We start from the raw sequence: 18,971 nt of genomic DNA, 5'->3' as shown, positions 1-18,971 counted from the left end.
CCACCGCTTTGGCTTGCATTTAGTGTGAGGAGGGGGCGTTCGAACAATCGCACCTTGCCAGCCTAGACTTGCGGCCAGTCTGGGCGCGATTGCTCGAACGATCCGGAGTGAGTGGTGGTCATCCAATAATCAATGGGTCAATTCATACCACGAATACGGTTTCACGATGCGAAGACTCTCTGGGCCTCAAGTCGGGTGGCGAAGTTTGGCCGATACCGCACAAGGCCCAGCGGCGGGAAAATGCCGGGTCACGCGGTCCCGGGTGCACTCGCCCGGGTCCGGCATGGCCCCCACAAAGCCGCAAACGCAAGGATCAGACCAGACATCGTTGCGATCATGCCCGCTGCACTGACTGCGTCCGCCGCCCCCAGCCAGAGCGGACCATATCCAGCCAGCACGTACCCGGAGACAGCCGACAGGATGGCAAAGACGATGCTCCACGCGATCTGGGTTTCGAGCCGGTTGGTCATCATGCGCGCCGCCGCCGGGGGACAGATAAACATGGCAATCACAATGATCGAACCCACGGCGTCAAATGCCGCCACGGCGGCAATAGCTGCCGTGATCACAAGGGCCATGCCCAGAACTCCGGTCCGGACACCAATGGTGCGCGCGAACCCTTCGTCAAAGGTGGAAATTTTCAGCGGCCGCCAGAACAGCCATACAAAGACAGATACCCCCAGCAAAGTCAGCGCAATCCGAGGCAATTCCGGCGGCAACCCCGCCAGCGCCACAGGATCCAACACCGAAGACCAGCCCACAGCGTCCAACCAGATCAGGCTTTCCAGATTGCCATACAGCGCATGTTCAACATCCAAGTGCACGGTCGAGGTATCGGTTTGTTCCAACAGCAGCACACCAGCAGCAAACATCGTGGTGAAAACCACCCCCATCGCGGCACCCGCCTCGATCTGCCCCAGCCGCCTGACGGCTTCGATCAGAACCACGGCCACCACCGCCGCACCCGCGGCGCCCAGCATCATTGGCCAGGTTGAAATCGTTCCGGTCAGCAGAAAGGCCACGACAATACCCGGCAGCACCACATGGCTGATCGCATCCCCGATCAGGGCCTGTTTGCGCAGGACCAGGAAGTTCCCGGGCAAAGCGCAAGCGATGGCGGCAAACGTGCCGATCAGCAAGGGTGTCAAAGACAGGGGTACGAATTCTTCACCGTTCATGCCGGAACCTCCTGCGGGCCGCCGATCTGGCGGTCGATCTCGGCGATCTGATCTTGGGTCAGGACGGTTTCGATGTCCCGCAACCCGTCATAGAGCGCTGCCGTTGCCTCATGCATCTGATCGGCCCTGACGATTTCCCAGCGCTTTTCATCCCACAGCGCCTTGGCAGCCCGGGTTTTGCCGATTTCGGTGGCCACGCCATCTGCCCGCGCAAAACCGGCACGCCGCAACAGGCGCAAGGTCAACGGCTCATAGATCTTTTGCCCTTGCGCCAGTGCCAGCAGACCCTGCCGAATGTGAACCCGACGCTGGAACCGCAGTTGCCGCAGAACCGCTGCCAGAACACCCCGAACAGGCGCAAGTAACAGGGACAGTGCGAAAAAGCCAAAGCTGACCAGAACAATGATCGGGCCGGTGGGCAAATTGGGGGCCGAGGCCGACATCGCCGCCCCCAGATAGCCCGCCAACCCTCCGGCCAGTCCAGCTAGCAGCACCACGCGGTCCGAGCGGTCCGTCCAGAACCGCGCCGTGACAGGTGGGATGATCAGCAGCGCCACAATCAGGATTAGCCCGACAATTTTCAGGCCCACCACAGTAACTGCCATGACCAGCCCCATCATCGCCAGATCAATCCGGTGCACCGGCAGCCCCCGGGCAGCGGCGTATTCCGGGTCGAAAGCCACCATGGTCATAGGTCGGCGGATGATCATGACCAGCAACAGCGTCGCTGCCCCACCGATTGCGATGACCAGCGCATCGGCCCACAACATCCCTGCGGTCGAGCCAAGCAGGAACCCTTCCAACCCGGCCTGACGACCGACGCCCATGGTTTGGATCACGGTCAACAGCACGATGCCAAAACCGAAGAACACCGACAGGATGGCACCAATGGCGGCATCCTCGGCCAGTCGTGTGTGGCGTGTCAGCCAGTTCATGCAAAGTAATCCAACCCAGGCCGACATCGCCGATCCGGCCAGCAGACCGATCAGGGTGCGCCCATCGCCGCCAAGGGCGACCAAAACCATGAACCCAAGGCAGACGCCGGGCAGAGTCGCGTGGCTGATTGCGTCGCTGACCAGCGCGCGTTTGCGCAGGAACAAGAACGTGCCCGTCACACCAGCGGATATACCCAGTAAGGTCGCACCAATCGCGACCAGCGTGGCGTTATAGCCCAGCTGAAGGGTCAGAGCATCCCAAAGCATGATTTACCCCAATGCGCGTGAAATCTGGTCGATCTGGGCTGTTGCCAGACGGCCGCCATACGCCGATTGCAGGGTTTCGGCGGTAAAGGCCTCGGCCACAGTTCCCTCAGCCACCTTGCGGGTATTGATCAGGAATACATGGTCGAAATAATCAGTCACGGTGGCCAGATCGTGATGCACGACCACGACGGTTTTGCCAGCCTCTTTCAGCGACTTCAGCACTGCGATGATTGCTTTTTCCGTCGCTGCATCGACACCTGCGAATGGCTCATCCAACAGGTAAAGATCAGCATCCTGCGCCAGAGCACGGGCAAGAAAAACGCGCTGTTGCTGGCCGCCGGACAATTGACCAATCTGACGATCGGCAAAATCGCGCATCCCGACCCGGTTAAGACAGTCCATGGCCCGGGACATATGCCGGGCACGGACACGACCCAGCAAGCCCAACTCGCGGGACAGACCCATCAACACAACATCAATCACGCGCGTCGGAAAATCCCAGTCGACGCTTGCGCGTTGCGGCACATAGGCAATTCTTGCACGCTGTTTCTCCAGCGGTTCACCAAAGACGGACACCTGCCCGGACAGGGGCGAAACGATGCCCAGCGCCGCCTTCAGAAGCGTAGACTTCCCCGCCCCGTTTGGTCCGATGATCGCCGTCATCGCGCCGGGTTGCACGGTCATATCCACCGAAAACACGGCAGGTTTCTGACCGTATGAGACAGTCAGACCGCGAATGGCCAGCGGGCAGTCCTTCGTAATTTTTTCAGCAACCGAAGCACCCTGATGCGCAGCCAGCGACAGCATCGTTCAAGACCCCGCCGACAGTTTGCCGTTCATGCCGCGTTCGGGCACGTCTGCGCCCAGCGCTCCGGCAATCACAGAGATGTTGTGATCCAGCATCCCGATATACGTGCCTTCATAGGTGCCCGGTTCACCCATTGCGTCGGAATACAGCTCTCCGCCGATGCCAACATCATGACCTTTGGCCGCAGCACCTTCGATCAGCGCACGCATGGACCGATCAGAAACCGAGCTTTCGACAAACACCGCCGTCAGCTGCTGATCTACCAAGGTATCGACCAGTTCGCCGATCCGGTTCAGACCAGCCTCAGACTGGGTCGAGATGCCCTGTATACCAAGCACCTCATAGCCGTATTCCTCACCGAAATAGCCAAAGGCGTCATGCGCCGTTACAAGCACACGGTTGTTTTCCGGTACGTCGGCCAGCACTTGTTTGCCGTAGGCTTCCAACTGATCAATCTCGGCCAGATGTGTCTGCGCGTTCGCGGCGAAGAAATCAGCAGCCTCGGGGCGGGCCTCTGTCAGGGCTTCTTGAACCTCGACCACAACATCGCGCCAAACGGCCGGGCTCATCCATACATGCGGGTCATACTTATCGGCATAGTCGTCATGCGCGCGCAGTTTGGACTTATCGACACCTTCGGCCACAGCCACGACCGGACGTTTACGTCCGAGATCATGGAAGAAGTCTTCCATCTGCGCTTCAAGGTAAAGACCGTGCCACAGGATCAGATCCGCCCGGGTCATAGCAACGATGTCGCTGCGGGTCTGACGATAGGCATGCGGGTCGACGCCCGGGCCCATCAAGCCCTTGACCTCAACCTGATCGCCACCGATCTGACGTGCCGCATCAGCGATCATGCCCGTGGTGGCAACAACCTTTAGCGGCGCCTCGGCCCATGCCGCGACCGGCAAAGCGGCGGCAAAAGCCAAAACCGCAAGAAAACTACGACGAATCATTTCTGACCCCATTTAGGTATCCTCTTGAGAATGAATATGCGAACCATTCGCAACTAAGTCAACGCTATTGCGAATTATTCGCAAGAAAACCTCAAATTTGTCCATTTGGTCAAAAAAATTGCACGCGGAAGGCCGCTATGCCTTCCAATTAGCGTCAAGCCGTGCGAATTTGGCGCAAACCTCCCAAAGGATGTGAAGATGGAAACGCAGAGCTCAGAAAGCCCCGTGCGCACCGCGCATCTGCCGCAAGTGACCGAGCCCAGAAACCCCGGCATGGATCTTGATCTGGACTGGGTACGCGCCGTGCAGGTCAATACTTCGGCCATTGAACGCCGCGCCGCGACCCTGCCCGGTCGTCGGTCCGTCAAGAAAGAGTATCAGGCCGCATGGCTGTTAAAGGCGGTCACGATGATCGACCTGACCACCCTGTCGGGTGACGACACGGTTGGTCGAGTCCGCCGTCTGTGTGCCAAGGCACGGCAACCCGTTGCACCTTCGGTTCTGAAGGCGCTGGATATGCCGCCTATCACAACCGGGGCCGTTTGCGTCTATCACGACATGATCGAAACCGCCGCAGACGCGCTGCATGGCACCGGCATACCTGTTGCCGCGGTTTCCACCGGCTTCCCGGCTGGTTTATCGCCATTCCATCTGCGCGTGGCCGAGATCGAAGAAAGCGTAAAGGCCGGGGCCGAAGAGATCGACATCGTGATCTCGCGCCGCCATGTCCTGTCGGGTGACTGGCAGGCATTGTATGATGAGATGAAGGCTTTCCGCGTGGCTTGCGGTGATGCGCATGTCAAAGCCATCCTTGCCACCGGCGAACTGGGCAGCCTGCGCAATGTCGCGCGCGCCTCGCTGGTCTGCATGATGGCCGGGGCGGATTTCATCAAGACCTCGACCGGCAAGGAAAGCGTCAACGCCACCCTGCCTGTGTCTTTGGTGATGATCCGTGCAATCCGCGACTACTATGACCGCACCGGATACCGGGTCGGGTACAAACCTGCGGGCGGGATTTCAAAAGCCAAGGACGCGCTGGTTTACCTGTCGCTGATCAAGGACGAACTGGGCGACCGCTGGCTGGAGCCGGACCTGTTCCGTTTTGGCGCGTCGTCCTTGTTGGGCGATATCGAGCGGCAGTTGGAACACTATGTAACTGGCGCATACTCCGCCGGTTACCGTCACTCCATGGGCTGAGGACAAAAACAATGACAGTCAAAGAGATATTCGAAACCATGGATTACGGCCCTGCCCCCGAAAGCGCCGCCGAGGCTCTGGCCTGGCTGGTCGATCAGGGCGACAAGTTCGGTCACTATATCGATGGTGCGTTCACCAAACCCGGCAAAGGGTTCGACAGCCGCAACCCGGCGACCGGAGAGGTTTTGGCCAAGCTGACGCAGGCCAAACAGGCCGATGTGGATGCTGCCGTTTCTGCCGCCCGAAAGGCGCAACCGAAATGGGAGAAGCTGGGCGGTGCAGCCCGTGCGCGGTACCTCTATGCCATCGCGCGCCTGTTGCAGAAGCATTCGCGCCTGTTTGCAGTGCTTGAGAGCCTCGACAACGGCAAGCCGATCCGTGAATCACGCGACATCGACATCCCGTTGGCGCAGCGACATTTCTACTACCACGCGGGCATGGCGCAGCTGATGGAAAGCGAACTGCCCGATGCTGAGGCGTTGGGCGTCTGCGGGCAGATCATCCCGTGGAACTTCCCGTTGCTGATGCTGGCGTGGAAGATTGCGCCGGCACTTGCGATGGGCAACACCGTGGTTTTGAAACCTGCCGAGTACACCTCGCTGACCGCACTTCTGTTTGCTGACATTTGCACACAGGCCGGGCTGCCCAAAGGCGTAGTCAACATCGTCACTGGTGACGGCGCCGTGGGCGAGATGATCGTGAACGCGGACGTGGACAAGATCGCCTTTACCGGCTCGACCGTTGTGGGCCGCCGCATCCGTGAAGCAACCGCGGGTTCCGGCAAGGAACTGACATTGGAGCTGGGCGGCAAGTCGGCCTACGTCGTCCTTGATGATGCCGATATCGACAGTGCCATCGAAGGTCTGGTCGACGCGATCTGGTTCAATCAAGGGCAGGTCTGCTGTGCGGGCTCGCGCCTGTTGGTGCAGGAAGGCATCGCTGATCGCTTTCACGACAAGTTGCGCGCACGGATGGACAAGCTGCGCATCGGCGATCCGCTGGATAAATGCATTGATGTGGGCGCGGTTGTAGACCCGGTCCAACTGCAAACCATCAAAAGCATGGTCGAAAGCAACACCGCTGGTCACGTGCACCAAGCCGCGTGCGATCTGCCTGCGAACGGATGTTATTACCCACCCACGCTGATCTCGGGCCTCGAAACTTCCGACCCGCTGATGCAGGAAGAAATCTTTGGCCCGGTGCTGGTGTCCTCAACCTTCCGCACGCCGGAAGAGGCGGTGGAGCTGGCCAACAACACCCGTTACGGGTTGGCTGCGACCGTGTGGACCGAGAATGTAAACCTTGCACTGGATATCGCGCCCAAGCTGGTTGCGGGTGTCGTCTGGGTTAATGCCACCAATCTGTTTGATGCGGCCGCTGGTTTCGGCGGCGTGCGCGAAAGCGGCTTTGGCCGTGAAGGCGGCTGGGAAGGGCTGACGGCCTATACCAGGCTCAAAGGCAAAGCTAAGCCGTTGGCGAAGGTCGAAGCGGCCATCGGCGAGGGCTCTCCGGTCGATCCGATTGACCGTACCGCCAAGATGTATGTCGGAGGCAAGCAGGCACGGCCCGATAGCGGCTATTCGAAACCCGTCTGGGGTAAATCCGGGCTGTTGGGCCACGTGGGCCTCGCCAATCGCAAGGACGTCCGCAATGCGGTTGAAGCTGCGGCAGGGGCCAAAGGTTGGTCCAAGACCACCGGCCATCTGCGGGCACAGATCCTGTATTACATCGGCGAAAACCTCTCGGCTCGCGCCGACGAGTTTGCCGCTCGCATCGACGCAATGACCGGCAAGAAAGACGGTGCGAAAGAGGTCCAAGCTTCAATCCAACGCCTGTTCTCCGCCGCCGCTTGGGCCGACAAATATGACGGTCAGGTGCACGGCGTTCCCATCCGTGGCGTGGCGATTGCCATGAAGGAATCCGTGGGTGTCATCGGCGCGCTTTGTGCGGATGAGGCGCCTTTGTTGGGTCTGGTCTCGGCCATGGCCCCGGCGATTGCGATGGGGAATCGGACAGTTCTGGTGGCTTCGGAGCCCTACCCGCTGGCGGCTACCGATTTCTACCAAATCCTCGAAACCTCGGACGTCCCCGCTGGCGTGGTCAACATCCTGACCGGCAGCCACGCGGAACTGGCGAAACCGCTGGCCTCGCACCTGAACGTCGATGCGGTCTGGTCGTTCTCTTCCACCGACCTGTCGAAAGAGATCGAGGTCGTCTCGGCCGGGAACCTGAAACGGACCTGGGTGAATAACGCGACGGCAATCGATTGGGGCGTGGACCATTCCCGCCGCTTCCTGCAGGCTGCGACCGAAGTCAAAAACATCTGGGTGCCCTACGGCGAGTAGGGCTCCCCGCCAAGGGAGGCCTACATGGACTTTTCAGGAAAAACCATCGTCGTCATCGGCGGAACCAGCGGTATCAATCGCGGCATTGCCGAAGCTTTTGCGGCCTCGGGTGCCAAACTGGCGGTCGCCAGCAGATCGCAGGAAAAGGTCGATGACACCGTTGCCGCGCTGAAAGAAGCGGGCGCACAGGACGCCATCGGTGCGACCTTTGACGTGCGCGACCCAGAGGCCGTGGCGGACGGGCTGAAACAGTTCCACGACGCGCTCGGTGACTTCGACGTGCTGGTATCGGGCGCGGCGGGCAACTTCCCGGCTTTGGCGGCCGAAATGTCAGTCAACGCCTTCAAGACCGTGATCGATATCGACCTGATGGGCACGATCCACGTGATGAAGGGGGCCTATCCTTTCCTCAAGCGTCCGGGTGCCAGCATCATCAACATTTCGGCCCCGCAATCCTATCTGCCTTACGAAGGCCAGGCCCATGTCTGTGCCGCCAAGGCGGGCGTGGATCAGATCACCCGCACCCTGTCGATGGAATGGGGTGTCGAGGGTATCCGCGTGAACTCGGTCGTGCCGGGCTTTATCGAGGGTACCGAAGGGGCCAAGCGTTTGGCCCCTACGCCAGATGCCGGAGAAGCGCTGCGCAAGGACGTCCCCCTGGGCCGTTGGGGTCAGCCGCAGGACGTCGCGAATGCCTGTATGTTCCTAAGCTCCGATCTGGCCAGCTATATCAGCGGCACAGTATTGGCCGTAGACGGCGCGCTGTACCAGCGTGGTTCGGGCAAGTTCGGCCAGATGATGGGACAAATGCTACGCGCGCAGGCGAAAGCACGCTCATAACGGCCATTAACCTGTGAAGTTGTTCATTTACGGCTTCACGTGATTGACGCAGCGTAGGACCCATTCATTGCGAGGGTGGGTCCTTACATGCTAAATAGTCCATTTGAGTTCACCGAGTTTGTCGAACTGGCCACGATGGTCGGCGTCGCCGGGGCTGGCCTTTACATTCTGAACTACTTTTTACTGCAAATCGGCATAGTCCGCGGCAATGGCGTACTCTACCCTGTTCTGGTTATCGTTGCCGCAAGCTGCGTTCTGATCAGCATGGTTGAAGAATTCAATCTTGCCGGTTCGATCATACAGTTGGCCTATATCGCGATCTCGGTCATCGGATTGCTGCGCGGATACCTGTCGCGGCATCTCATTCGCTTTTCCGCAGCCGAGCGCCAGTTCATCTTGCATCATCTTGGGTCACTGAAACCGCATCACGCCCGAAAGCTATTGAACACTGCATCGGTTCAGGAGTTCGCCAAGGGCGACATTCTGATCGAAGAAACCAGAACAACAGATTTCCTTGGCTATGTCCTGAGCGGGCGAACAACCATCCTTCAAAATGGTCAGGTCATCAATATTTGCGGCTCGGACGAGACACTGGGAGAGCTGACATTCGGCCTTGGCCTACCCGCAACGGCCACCGTCATCGCCTCAGAGCCGACAACCTGCCTGGTGTTCGACAATTTCCGTCTGTCGCGCCTGCTACGCCGCAACCGGCATATCGACGACGCGCTTAAAGCCGCACATTTCAGGCACGCGCGGCAAAAGCTTCTGAGCAGTAACAAGCATACGCTTCGGGCCCAGAAACAGCCAGTCGCGGCCTGATCGGGTTTAGCCGTCCAGACCTTCGGGCTTACCGACAATGGTGAAGTGGAGCCCTTCAGGGTCCAGCAATTCGCTGGCGACCCGGTTGATCTCTTCCAGCGTGATCGCATTCACCTTGTCGTTGCGGGTGGCGATATAGTCGATGGGCAGGTCTTCCATCTGCATCCCGACCATGATCCCCGCGATCTGGCCATTGCCATCAAACCTCAGCGGGTAAGCGCCCGTCAGATAGGTTTTGGCATCGTCCAGTTCTTTTTGGGTTACACCTTCGGACGCGGCACGGGCCCACTCGTCGCGGATCACCTCGACCGCTTCTGCAATGCGATCATTGCTGGACGACACGGATCCCAGATAGACCGAGGCCAGGTCCTTGGGCACCAGATAAGTGCCGATACCATACGTCAAGCCACGCTTCTCTCTCACTTCCTGCATCAGGCGGCTTTCAAACCCGCCCCCGCCAAGGATGTGGTTCAGGACAAAGGCGGCAAAGAAATCGGGATCATCGCGGTCAATGCCGGCATGTCCGAACAGGGCCACAGATTGCGGCGTGTCGAACTCGACAACGCTGACACCACCGGGGATGGACACATCGGCACGTTCAGGGATCGGCTTTCCAGTTTTTGGCAGGTCGGCCAGCAGTTTATCCAGCAACGCGCCCAGCTCTTCGGGGGTGATGTCACCCACTGCGCCGACATACATCCGGTCTTGGACAAAGACATCCTGATAGGCGGTGACCACGTCATCGCGCGTCAGGGCGGTCACGCTTTCGATCGTACCCTTACCTTCGGTGCCGTAAGGGTGATCGCCGTATGCCATTTGGGCAAAGTTACGACCCGCAATGTCATTCGGGTCGGTTTGATCGGATTTAAGGCCGGACAGCACCTGCGCCTTTACCCGGTCCACCGCATCCTGATCAAAGCGCGGCTCGTGAATGGTGGTGCGCAGCAAGTCGATCACGTCGTTCCGGTTCTCGGTCAGGAACTGCGCGGTGATCGACACCGAGTCATCGGTTGCACCGTACCGGAACGAGGCCGCCAGCGATTCCAGCTCACGCGCATAGGTGCGGGCATCCATGTCACCTGCGCCTTCTTCAATCAGGCCGCTCATCAGGTAGACCGCACCGCGTTTGTCCGCGTCATCCAGCGATGTGCCGCCGCGGAAACGCAGCTCCAGCGCGGTGAAGGGGATCGAGTGATCCTCGACCAGCCAGGCGGTAATACCACCAGGAGAAGTAACCTCTTCGATCTCGATATCGGCCCACGCGGGCAGAGCGACAACGAACGCGATCAGGGTTGCGAATATCCGTTTCATTGCGTCACCTCGTCATCGCGCATTAGCCAGCCGGTGACCGATGTTTCCGGTTGTATTACCTCGCGGGCAGCGGCGATGATCTCATCCCCAGTGACAGCTTGCAGAATATCGGGCCAGGCCTGCACGTCCTCAACTGTCAGGCCGCTGGTCAGCGCGCGGCCATAGCGGTTGCCAATCCCATCCACATTGTCGCGCGCATAGGTCTGAGACGCCCGCAGCTGCATCTTGATCCGGTCAAGGTCTTCTTCGTTCACACCCTCAGCAATGAAGTCGGCAACCACCTGATCCATTGCATCTTCGGCCTCCTGCAGGGAAACGCCTGCAGCCGGGACGACGATCAGGTCAAAGGTCGTATCATCCAGCGAGACACCCCGATAGAACGCCCCGGTGTAGACAACCTTCTGCTGCTCGAACTGCAGCTTTTCGTTCAGGTAGGATGTCGTGCTTCCGCCCAACAGTTCTGCCAACAAAAACAGAGCAGCCGCTTTTTCCTGTTCGCCCGGATCACGCTCGGGTGCCAGGTAGCTGCGCTGCACATAGGGCTGCGACACGCGCGCGTCTTTGTATGTCAGACGGCGTTCTGCCGTTTGCGGCGGTTCCTGCGACCGGACCCGTTCGGGCAGGTCAGGGTTGGCGGGGATCACGCCGTAATACTGCTCGGCCAGCGATTTGACCTCGTCAGGTTCGACATCACCGGTGACGACCAGAATGGCGTTATTGGGCGCATAATGGGTTTGGTAGAAGGACAGCGCGTCCTCCATGTCCAGCGTTTCCATCTCGTGCCGCCAGCCGATGATTGGCACGCCGTAGCGATGGTTCAGATACTGCGACGCGCTCATCTGTTCGCCAAACAGGGCGCGCGGGCTGTTATCGGTGCGCTGATTGCGTTCCTCAAGGATCACGTCGCGCTCGGTGACAATATCATTTTCGCTCAGGCGAATATTGCGCATCCGATCCGCTTCCATCCGCATCATCAATTCCAGCCGGTCGGCGGCAACGCGTTGGAAATACGCGGTATAATCATACGACGTAAACGCGTTGTCGGTGCCGCCATTGGCCGCAACGGTGGCGGAAAATTCGCCCGGGGCCAAAGTGTCAGTGCCTTTAAACAGCAGGTGTTCCAGGAAATGCGCTACGCCCGATGATCCCACGGGCTCATCTGCTGACCCTGCGCGATACCAGACCATATGCTGCACAACAGGGGCGCGGTGATCCTCGATCACGACGACATCCATGCCGTTGTCCAACGTAAAGGTCGTGACCGCTTCGTGCCCCTCGCTTGCAGCAAGAGGGGTTGCGGCCATCAGGGCTGCCGACAATGCCAGGGCCCGAACCATAGGGCGTCCTCCGTTTGATTTATGCTGTTCAAACTACGGTGGCGCCACGCGGGTTCAAGGCCAATGACGAAAAGTTAAAGATTATTCATCTACCGGTGGCGCCGAAGGTGTTTCTATCCCGGCTTGGCGTGCTGCCTCATTCTGACGGTCGGGATTCAACGTTTCGCGGCGGTAGACCTGCGAATACCGATCCACGTTGAACAAGCGCAAGCGCGTCAGGCGGCTCTGCTTTCTGCGGAATTCTGCATCCTCGGCATCAACCACCTGCCGGGCATTTGCCGGAACCCCATACCGGCTGGAGGCCGTCACAAGGGCGGCGTCCGTGGACGGGATGGCCGTATTTGCATTCAGCGAAGATTCGTTCCCGCCAAGGGCAACGACAGCTTCGGCCTTAGGGTTCGGATCGGTCAGGTTCTCACCACCCAGAGTGGGCGCAGGCAGAAAAGCGTAATCCTTGGGCTGAGTCAGTGGTTTGACAGGCAGGACCGAGAATTCGTCCGGCCCCTGCCCGGGCGCTTCCAAGTGGCGCAATCCGATATCGGAACAGCCTGCAGCCGCAAAAGCCAATGTCAAAGCAAATAAGGAACGCGGCAGCCGCATCAGAGTCTCCAGCCTGTTTCAGGCGCTTTTATCGCATTTCAAATGGCACGTCACGAGGCCTTTTTGCCTTCGAACACCACCAGACCAATCGCTCCCGCAAAAATGAACACATCAGCAAGGTTGAACACGAAAGGGTTGTTGATGCCGCAACAGGACATGTTCAGGAAATCCAGAACATAACCATAAAGCAGGCGATCCACGACGTTGCCCAGCGCCCCGCCAATCAGCAACCCGCCGCAAACCAGCATCAGTTTCGACGGGGCTGTGCGCATCAGCCAGATCAGCACACCGATTGCGATGACCATGGAAACTCCGATCAACGCCCATCGGGCAGCATCGGTATTGCCCTGAAACAGGCCGAAATTGATGCCCCGATTCTCACCGTATTTGAACACCAGCAACGGCGGCAGGACATCAATGTTCCCATCAGCCACGCGCATCACGTGAACGACGAGATACTTGCTGATTTGGTCGATCAGTAACGCAGCCAGTGCGGCCCAGAGAAGCAGACGATAGCGCATCAGTGGCGGAAGTGGCGCATGCCGGTAAAGACCATGGCCAGACCGGCCTCATCCGCGGTTGCGATCACCTCTTCATCGCGCATCGAACCACCCGGCTGGATAACACAGGTCGCGCCGGCCTCGGCCGCTTCCATCAGACCGTCCGGGAACGGGAAAAACGCATCCGACGCCACGGCGGAACCGATTGTCAGTGGTTGGGCCAAGCCCAGAGCATCGGCCATGCGCCCGGCTTTCTTCGCTGCAATCATCGCCGAGTCCAGGCGGCTCATCTGCCCGGCACCCACACCCACGGTTGCTCCGTCTTTGACATAGACGATGGCATTGGATTTGACGTGTTTCGCCACTTTCCACGCAAACAGAAGATCGCGCATCTGTTCCTCGGTCGGGGATTTCTTAGTGACGACCTTCAGGTCATCCAGGCCGACAAATCCGTTGTCCTTATCCTGCACCAGAAGACCACCAGCTACCTGACGGACGGTTTTGCCACCTGCGGTCACGTCCGGCAGACCATCGGTTGTCAGCAGACGCAGGTTCTTTTTGGCGGCAAAGATTGCCTTGGCCTCATCCGACGCACCCGGAGCGATCACAACTTCGGTGAAAATTCCGGTGATTTCCTGCGCGGTTTCGGCATCCAGCGGCTGGTTCAGCGCAATGATCCCGCCAAAGGCCGAAGTGCGGTCACAATCAAACGCGGCCTTATAGGCCTCGATCAATGTCGCGCCCTTGGCAACACCGCAGGGGTTGGCATGCTTGATGATCGCGCAGGCTGCGCCTTGCGCCGGATCGAACTCGGCCACCAGTTCAAATGCCGCGTCTGTGTCGTTGATGTTGTTGTAGCTCAGTTCCTTGCCCTGATGCTGCACCGCTGTCGCCACACCGGGGCGGTTGGTGCCATCGGTGTAGAAAACCGCCTGTTGGTGGCTGTTTTCGCCATAACGCAAGGTCTGCTTCAATTCTCCGGCAAAGGCGCGACGGCGCGGGGCCTCGGCGGCCAGCGCATCGGCCATCCAATTCGACACGGCCGCGTCATAGGCGGCGGTACGAGCATAGGCTGTCTGCGCCAGGTTCTGACGGAACGCATAGGAAGTCTGCCCATCGTTAGCCGCCAGCTCAGCCAGCAGCGCGTCGTAATCCTGAACATCCACAACTACATTCACAAAAGCGTGGTTTTTCGAGGCCGCGCGGATCATCGCCGGGCCACCGATATCGATGTTTTCGATGCATTCGTCGTAACCCGCACCTTTGGCTACCGTGGCCTCGAACGGATAGAGGTTCACCACCAGCAGGTCGATCGCACCGATGCCGTGCTCATCCATCGCCGCTACATGACTTTCGTTGTCACGCAGTGCCAGCAGACCGCCATGCACCATGGGATGCAGTGTTTTAACACGGCCATCCATCATCTCGGGGAAGCCAGTGATCTCGCTGACATCCTTCACCTCAAGCCCTGCATCCCGCAGCGCCTTGGCGGTACCACCGGTCGACAACAACTCGACCCCGCGCTCGGCCAGTGCCTTGCCCAGCTCGATCAGCCCGGTCTTGTCGGAAACGGAAAGCAACGCGCGGCGCACGGGGTGAAGATCGGTCATGGGGTCAAAGGTCCTTTTGGCGTCAGTAAAACTCGGGCTCGTCCCGGTGTATATCCCGCACGGCATAGGCTGTGTCCTGGGCCTTGCTCAGCGTCCACCGGATGCGCGTCGCATACTCCATTGCGCGGCCAGATAGAACGATCTGTTTTGTCGCGCGTGGTTTTAAACGCCCGTTTTCCAAATAAACGCTTGGTTCTACAGATAATTTTCCGACGCCATCATGGCGGAAAACCCAAATCTCACCACTTTTCAGCGCCATCGACACCGCAGCGCCCCCCAGATCCAGTGCCGCATCCACGTCCGGATGCAGGTGAAACCGGATGTCAAAGGCGATGCCCTTCAGACCCGAGGCGTCCATCGCCTTGTCAAATTGGCGCTTCGCCTTGTCGGTGGCCGTCAGCAGAATATCCTCGCAGGCCAGCTCACGCCCATCAAAGCGCAGCTCAAAGGTACGCGCATGTGTCAATCCGAAGACCTTGGTATACCCGTCATGCCCGGCCATGAATCGCGTGCCTTCAAAGGCATCCTCGAAATCAATGGGAACCTCATGCGGCGCATCCACCAGTGCCTCGCGTTCGGCGCCCTGCGTCGGTGGCGCCAGCCGAGCGCTTGAATACCCATCTAGGCACAGTGTCGAATGCGACGGTGTCGCCCGACCCGCACGCCGCCATTCCATCCCAAAGCTTTCGCCCGACCCGCAATTGACCACCAGCGGTCTGCGGCCCGACGTCAGTTCGAACGCCAGGGTCGAAGCATGGGCGTTGTATGACGCCGCCCCCTTGGGTGGAGTGGCGGCATCCACAATCACGCTGGTTCTGGCCGCATAAAGTCGGGCAAATCCCATGGACAGCCCTGTGGCGTGATGTGGCCTGACACCGCTTTGCGCCAGTGCCTGATCCAGACGCCCTTCGACACCGCGCCCACCGCCGTGAAACCGAGCCAAAGCCCCGTCCGCATGGCGCAGGCTGCGCAAGGTGGGGGCCATGCGTTTGATGGCACTTGCCTGCGCCCCGGGCGTGCCCCGGCCCAACGCGCTGAGCGCGGCCGAGGTCCATGAAAGCAGCATAAAGACCTCAAGCAGCTCTTCGGGGTTGCGGGTTGGGATACCGCCCTGTTCGTCTACCTGACTGTCACACTCGCGTGCCAAAGCACGAAGGGCAGGATCAGCCATTTGCTCCAACCCCTCCAGCGCCAGACCAGCCTGCACCAGCCCGGCAAGCGCCTCAAACCGGGGAAGACCGGGAGTCGCTGCCTTCCAGCGCTTGGACAAAAACCATGTCTGTTGGGCCAACGAACGAAAAAACATCCTGCTTTGATGTTCATCTGCGCCGCGCAACAGGAAAATCGCATGGTTAATCCAGCGTATGACGCGCCGACCGGTCAGATCAGGTGCCCAGCCCGGCCCCTGACCGCGGCCATGCGCGTTAATCCAGCCCCAGACCCACCGCTGGGCCTTTTCACGCGCGCGCATATCGCCAACAGCCGCCAGATCGTCGAGCCAGGCAAAGCCGTGGCGTTCATTGTCAAACCCGGTACTGGGCGCGGTCACATCCCACAGCTCGGTATCCTGAGCTTCGACCAGATAGCCTGCGAACAGCAGATTTCCGGCGACCAACTGACGCCCGCGCGCAAATGAGCCGACCGTGCGTGGTTCCGGCTCGCCAACAAACCCCGAGACCGCTTTGCGACGCTGGCTGATGCGTGCATAGAGACGGTTCTGAAACCGTGTCCACTGATTGGTCATGGTATCTGTCTTCGACATGACGCTCGTTACTCTGCCCCTTGCGCTCTGCTGGCGCCTGAGACCCAACGATAGACCGGGGCGATCGTCAAGTCATCGAAAAGCGTGCTTCTACGCCGATTTGTTCAAGCGTGCGATGTAGAACCCATCCATTCCACCAAGATCAGCCCAGTAATCGGGCCGCAGACGCAGGCCGCCTTCCTCGGTGATCCATTCGGACTCGATTCCGGCAATGGTCAAAGCCGCCCGATCCACCGACATATCGGGGTGTTGGTCCAGCGCTTCTTCGACCTGCACCTCGCCCTCATCCGGCAGGAGAGAACAAGTGCAATAGACCAGCCGCCCGCCGGGTTTCAGCAAGCTCCAGGCGTGGGCCAGCATCCGGGCCTGCAGCTCGATCAGCTCACCGAATTCCGATCCGTCTTTGGCAAAAGGCAAGTCAGGGTGCCTGCGGATCGTTCCCGTGGCAGAACACGGCGCGTCCAAAAGGATGGCGTCATACTGGCCCTGATGTTCAAGCGCGTCGCCCGCGACGACAGTGGCTTTCAGCCCGGTGCGTTTGAGGTTCTCATGCACCCGCGCCAATCGCGTTTCCGAAACGTCGAGCGCCGTAACATCGGCCCCAGCCGCCGCTAGTTGCAGTGTTTTTCCACCCGGAGCGGCGCAAAGGTCGAGGATCTTTTCGCCCAATTTCGGGGCAAGTATGCACACTGGAATAGCGGCCGCCGCGTCCTGCACCCACCAATCACCTTTGCCATAGCCCGGAAGGGCAGTGACCTGACCGGCATCATGCAGCCGCGTCGAACCGGTCGGCAGGACTTCACCCGGTCCGCTGGCACCCGGCTTCACAGTCAGGTCAAGCGGTGCGCCGGCAAATTGCACCTTTTCCATTCCCGCGATTGCATCCTCCCCCCAGGCCATGATCAGCGGATCACGCAGCCATTCGGGCAAACGCGGCACGCGCATTTTGGGCCATGCTTCGGGCCCTTCGGCGGCCACTTTACGCAACACGGCATTCACCAGGCCTTTCAGCCGTCCGTGCTTGCGTGAACGCCCTACAATGTCGACCATTGAATTCACCACACCATGTGCCGCTTCACCGTGGCACAGCTCGACCGCGCCAAGGCGCAGGGCATTATGCACAGTCAAAGCGGGGGTACGGTTCAGGTGGTTTTCCAGCAGACGATCCGCACGCTCCAACCCGCGCAAGGTTTCCAGCGTCAGACGTTGCGCCCGCGCGCGATCTTCAGGGGCCAACCGGTCCAGCGCACCGGCGGCCAGACATTCGGACAGCAGGCGTCCTTCGCCCAGTATCTGATCCAGCAGATAGATTGCGCTGCGTCGGGCGGCTGTTGCGTTGTCGGACATGGAATCGCCTTTGAATAAATCCTCGCCCGCATTGCCAATGGCGGACGCGGGCGTATATCAAGCCCATGCACGGAAAGGAACCCGAAGTCATGAGTGACGACCGCAAAGACCTGCCGCCTGCCGCCCAGCGCGCCTTGGCCGAAGCCGAAGAGCGCCGTCGCAAGGCAGAGGCCAAAGCGAAAGAGATGCCAAAGGAACTGGGCGGTCGCGACGGTCCTGACCCGGCCCGCTATGGCGATTGGGAGAAGAAAGGCATCGCGATCGATTTCTGATCGCCTATCCCCGCAGAGCTTCCAGAAAATCCGCTATCAGAGCGCGCTGCTTCTTTGATTTCGCCCGTTCTTCCGGCCATGTCAGCCAATACCCATCTTTCGTTTTCAGCTCGGGCAGGTGCAACCGGCGCAACCGCCCGTCCTGTAGATCCGCCTTGGCCAGTGGCACCGACCCCAACGCTACGCCCATGCCCTGAAGTGCCGCGGACAACGCGTGTTCCATTGAATCGAAGCTAATGGTCGACGTCGTCACATCGCCCTGCTCAGCCTTTCGCGCCCAGTCTCGCCACCCCGGCCGTTCTCCGCGCAGATCAATCAAAGGCGCGCCCCATTCAACACCCGGAGCCGCCATCGGCACCAACACTTCGGCTGCGATCAATTCGGAATCCCGCCCGGGCCAGGCACCGCGACCATAGCGGATTTGCAGCCATGTCCGCTCTTCATCCAGCGACGACCGCCGCGCCACGGAATCGGTCAGGACACGCACCTTCGGCTGCACCTCCTGAAACCGGGCAAGACTTGGCACCACAAGCGCATGGATGTGCGATGACAAACCGGCCACCCGCAATTCGCGCGGGGATTTTCCAAACAGATCCTCGGTATTGCGTTCAAGCGCCTGCAAACTGTCTTGCACCAGTGGCAGATAGCTTTCCCCTTCGACAGTCAATGACACGCCACGCGCCTCACGCACAAACAACGTGCGCCCTAGCCAGGCCTCTAGGTTACCGATCCGCTGGCTTACCGCCGCTTGTGTCAGACCAAATTCCCTCGCCGCTGCCGAAAACCCGCCCAGACGCCCCGCCGCCTCGAAAACGCGCAGCCAATCCAAGGGCGGCAACCCGATCTTTTTCTTAGCCATAAGTTTTTCCAAGCCTCAGCAGAAAGAA

17 protein-coding genes are annotated in these 18,971 nt (G+C 59.8%); 5 read left to right on the top strand and 12 right to left on the bottom strand.

What is annotated here, in order from left to right:
• Window positions 1-248: 248 nt before the first annotated feature.
• The 4 genes from AC2FID_RS11115 to AC2FID_RS11100 are packed head-to-tail and all read right to left on the bottom strand — an operon-like array spanning window position 249 to window position 4,144.
• A complete protein-coding gene (locus AC2FID_RS11115) occupies window positions 249-1,178 on the bottom strand; it encodes a metal ABC transporter permease (RefSeq protein ID WP_496836116.1) in 930 nt (309 codons plus the stop codon).
• Entirely contained in the window at window positions 1,175-2,380 is a 1,206-nt protein-coding gene (locus AC2FID_RS11110) for a metal ABC transporter permease (protein WP_496836825.1), read from the bottom strand. Before AC2FID_RS11110 ends, AC2FID_RS11115 begins: the two co-directional genes overlap by 4 nt.
• Window positions 2,381-2,383: 3 nt before the next feature.
• Window positions 2,384-3,187, bottom strand: a complete 804-nt coding sequence (locus AC2FID_RS11105) for a metal ABC transporter ATP-binding protein (RefSeq protein ID WP_058274943.1) — start codon at window positions 3,185-3,187, stop codon at window positions 2,384-2,386.
• 3 nt (window positions 3,188-3,190) lie between these two features.
• Window positions 3,191-4,144, bottom strand: coding sequence for a metal ABC transporter solute-binding protein, Zn/Mn family (locus AC2FID_RS11100; protein ID WP_496836873.1), 954 nt, complete (start codon window positions 4,142-4,144; stop codon window positions 3,191-3,193).
• Between the two features lie 198 nt (window positions 4,145-4,342).
• Here AC2FID_RS11100 and deoC point away from each other — a divergent pair, with 198 nt between their 5' ends.
• From deoC to AC2FID_RS11080, 4 genes are all read left to right on the top strand, one after another.
• Window positions 4,343-5,341: a deoxyribose-phosphate aldolase gene (gene deoC, locus AC2FID_RS11095; protein WP_282152340.1), complete on the top strand. Its 999-nt coding sequence runs from the start codon at window positions 4,343-4,345 to the stop codon at window positions 5,339-5,341.
• Window positions 5,342-5,352: 11 nt separating this feature from the next.
• Complete coding sequence (locus AC2FID_RS11090) at window positions 5,353-7,686, top strand: aldehyde dehydrogenase family protein (RefSeq protein ID WP_496836823.1); 2,334 nt, start codon at window positions 5,353-5,355, stop codon at window positions 7,684-7,686.
• A gap of 24 nt (window positions 7,687-7,710) precedes the next feature.
• On the top strand, window positions 7,711-8,526 hold the full coding sequence (locus tag AC2FID_RS11085; protein ID WP_282152338.1) for an SDR family oxidoreductase: 816 nt from the start codon (window positions 7,711-7,713) through the stop codon (window positions 8,524-8,526).
• Between the two features lie 87 nt (window positions 8,527-8,613).
• The gene (locus AC2FID_RS11080) at window positions 8,614-9,345 is read left to right on the top strand and encodes a cyclic nucleotide-binding domain-containing protein (protein ID WP_496836821.1); all 732 of its coding nucleotides are present in this window, start codon (window positions 8,614-8,616) and stop codon (window positions 9,343-9,345) included.
• A gap of 6 nt (window positions 9,346-9,351) precedes the next feature.
• On the opposite strand, the gene AC2FID_RS11075 is transcribed toward AC2FID_RS11080, so the two are convergent.
• The 7 genes from AC2FID_RS11075 to AC2FID_RS11045 form a co-directional block, all read right to left on the bottom strand.
• Window positions 9,352-10,656, bottom strand: coding sequence for a M16 family metallopeptidase (locus AC2FID_RS11075; protein WP_496836819.1), 1,305 nt, complete (start codon window positions 10,654-10,656; stop codon window positions 9,352-9,354).
• Window positions 10,653-11,993 (bottom strand): M16 family metallopeptidase, encoded by a 1,341-nt coding sequence (locus AC2FID_RS11070; RefSeq protein WP_282170221.1) that lies wholly within the window; start codon window positions 11,991-11,993, stop codon window positions 10,653-10,655. Before AC2FID_RS11070 ends, AC2FID_RS11075 begins: the two co-directional genes overlap by 4 nt.
• An 81-nt stretch (window positions 11,994-12,074) precedes the next feature.
• Window positions 12,075-12,593 carry a DUF3035 domain-containing protein gene (locus AC2FID_RS11065; RefSeq protein WP_282152334.1) on the bottom strand — a complete coding sequence of 173 codons (519 nt, stop codon included), beginning with the start codon at window positions 12,591-12,593 and terminating at the stop codon, window positions 12,075-12,077.
• Between the two features lie 50 nt (window positions 12,594-12,643).
• On the bottom strand, window positions 12,644-13,114 hold the full coding sequence (gene lspA / locus AC2FID_RS11060; RefSeq protein ID WP_109313575.1) for a signal peptidase II: 471 nt from the start codon (window positions 13,112-13,114) through the stop codon (window positions 12,644-12,646).
• A complete protein-coding gene (gene purH / locus AC2FID_RS11055; RefSeq protein ID WP_109313576.1) occupies window positions 13,114-14,703 on the bottom strand; it encodes a bifunctional phosphoribosylaminoimidazolecarboxamide formyltransferase/IMP cyclohydrolase in 1,590 nt (529 codons plus the stop codon). The genes lspA and purH overlap by 1 nt, the downstream gene beginning before the upstream one ends.
• 22 nt (window positions 14,704-14,725) lie before the next feature.
• Window positions 14,726-16,465, bottom strand: a complete 1,740-nt coding sequence (locus AC2FID_RS11050) for a heparinase II/III family protein (RefSeq protein ID WP_496836818.1) — start codon at window positions 16,463-16,465, stop codon at window positions 14,726-14,728.
• Window positions 16,466-16,555: 90 nt separating this feature from the next.
• Window positions 16,556-17,812 (bottom strand): RsmB/NOP family class I SAM-dependent RNA methyltransferase, encoded by a 1,257-nt coding sequence (locus AC2FID_RS11045; protein WP_496760675.1) that lies wholly within the window; start codon window positions 17,810-17,812, stop codon window positions 16,556-16,558.
• A gap of 89 nt (window positions 17,813-17,901) precedes the next feature.
• On the opposite strand from AC2FID_RS11045, the gene AC2FID_RS11040 reads away from it, so the two are divergent.
• The gene (locus AC2FID_RS11040) at window positions 17,902-18,084 is read left to right on the top strand and encodes a DUF1674 domain-containing protein (RefSeq protein WP_170550772.1); all 183 of its coding nucleotides are present in this window, start codon (window positions 17,902-17,904) and stop codon (window positions 18,082-18,084) included.
• Window positions 18,085-18,088: 4 nt separating this feature from the next.
• Here AC2FID_RS11040 and AC2FID_RS11035 read toward each other — a convergent pair whose 3' ends face one another.
• Window positions 18,089-18,943 carry a LysR family transcriptional regulator gene (locus AC2FID_RS11035; protein WP_496836816.1) on the bottom strand — a complete coding sequence of 285 codons (855 nt, stop codon included), beginning with the start codon at window positions 18,941-18,943 and terminating at the stop codon, window positions 18,089-18,091.
• Between the last annotated feature and the right edge of the window lie 28 nt (window positions 18,944-18,971).

This window comes from Ruegeria sp. CDSC068 (assembly GCF_059610545.1).
This window is presented reverse-complemented; position numbering and strand designations above follow the sequence as displayed.

What these genes read in the sequence shown, in the direction of transcription:
- AC2FID_RS11115 (WP_496836116.1), bottom strand. Translation starts at nt 1,178, where the DNA reads ATGAACGGTGAAGAATTCGTACCCCTGTCTTTGACACCCTTGCTGATC.
- AC2FID_RS11110 (WP_496836825.1), bottom strand. Translation starts at nt 2,380, where the DNA reads ATGCTTTGGGATGCTCTGACCCTTCAGCTGGGCTATAACGCCACGCTG.
- AC2FID_RS11105 (WP_058274943.1), bottom strand. Translation starts at nt 3,187, where the DNA reads ATGCTGTCGCTGGCTGCGCATCAGGGTGCTTCGGTTGCTGAAAAAATT.
- AC2FID_RS11100 (WP_496836873.1), bottom strand. Translation starts at nt 4,144, where the DNA reads ATGATTCGTCGTAGTTTTCTTGCGGTTTTGGCTTTTGCCGCCGCTTTG.
- deoC (WP_282152340.1), top strand. Translation starts at nt 4,343, where the DNA reads ATGGAAACGCAGAGCTCAGAAAGCCCCGTGCGCACCGCGCATCTGCCG.
- AC2FID_RS11090 (WP_496836823.1), top strand. Translation starts at nt 5,353, where the DNA reads ATGACAGTCAAAGAGATATTCGAAACCATGGATTACGGCCCTGCCCCC.
- AC2FID_RS11085 (WP_282152338.1), top strand. Translation starts at nt 7,711, where the DNA reads ATGGACTTTTCAGGAAAAACCATCGTCGTCATCGGCGGAACCAGCGGT.
- AC2FID_RS11080 (WP_496836821.1), top strand. Translation starts at nt 8,614, where the DNA reads ATGCTAAATAGTCCATTTGAGTTCACCGAGTTTGTCGAACTGGCCACG.
- AC2FID_RS11075 (WP_496836819.1), bottom strand. Translation starts at nt 10,656, where the DNA reads ATGAAACGGATATTCGCAACCCTGATCGCGTTCGTTGTCGCTCTGCCC.
- AC2FID_RS11070 (WP_282170221.1), bottom strand. Translation starts at nt 11,993, where the DNA reads ATGGTTCGGGCCCTGGCATTGTCGGCAGCCCTGATGGCCGCAACCCCT.
- AC2FID_RS11065 (WP_282152334.1), bottom strand. Translation starts at nt 12,593, where the DNA reads ATGCGGCTGCCGCGTTCCTTATTTGCTTTGACATTGGCTTTTGCGGCT.
- lspA (WP_109313575.1), bottom strand. Translation starts at nt 13,114, where the DNA reads ATGCGCTATCGTCTGCTTCTCTGGGCCGCACTGGCTGCGTTACTGATC.
- purH (WP_109313576.1), bottom strand. Translation starts at nt 14,703, where the DNA reads ATGACCGATCTTCACCCCGTGCGCCGCGCGTTGCTTTCCGTTTCCGAC.
- AC2FID_RS11050 (WP_496836818.1), bottom strand. Translation starts at nt 16,465, where the DNA reads ATGTCGAAGACAGATACCATGACCAATCAGTGGACACGGTTTCAGAAC.
- AC2FID_RS11045 (WP_496760675.1), bottom strand. Translation starts at nt 17,812, where the DNA reads ATGTCCGACAACGCAACAGCCGCCCGACGCAGCGCAATCTATCTGCTG.
- AC2FID_RS11040 (WP_170550772.1), top strand. Translation starts at nt 17,902, where the DNA reads ATGAGTGACGACCGCAAAGACCTGCCGCCTGCCGCCCAGCGCGCCTTG.
- AC2FID_RS11035 (WP_496836816.1), bottom strand. Translation starts at nt 18,943, where the DNA reads ATGGCTAAGAAAAAGATCGGGTTGCCGCCCTTGGATTGGCTGCGCGTT.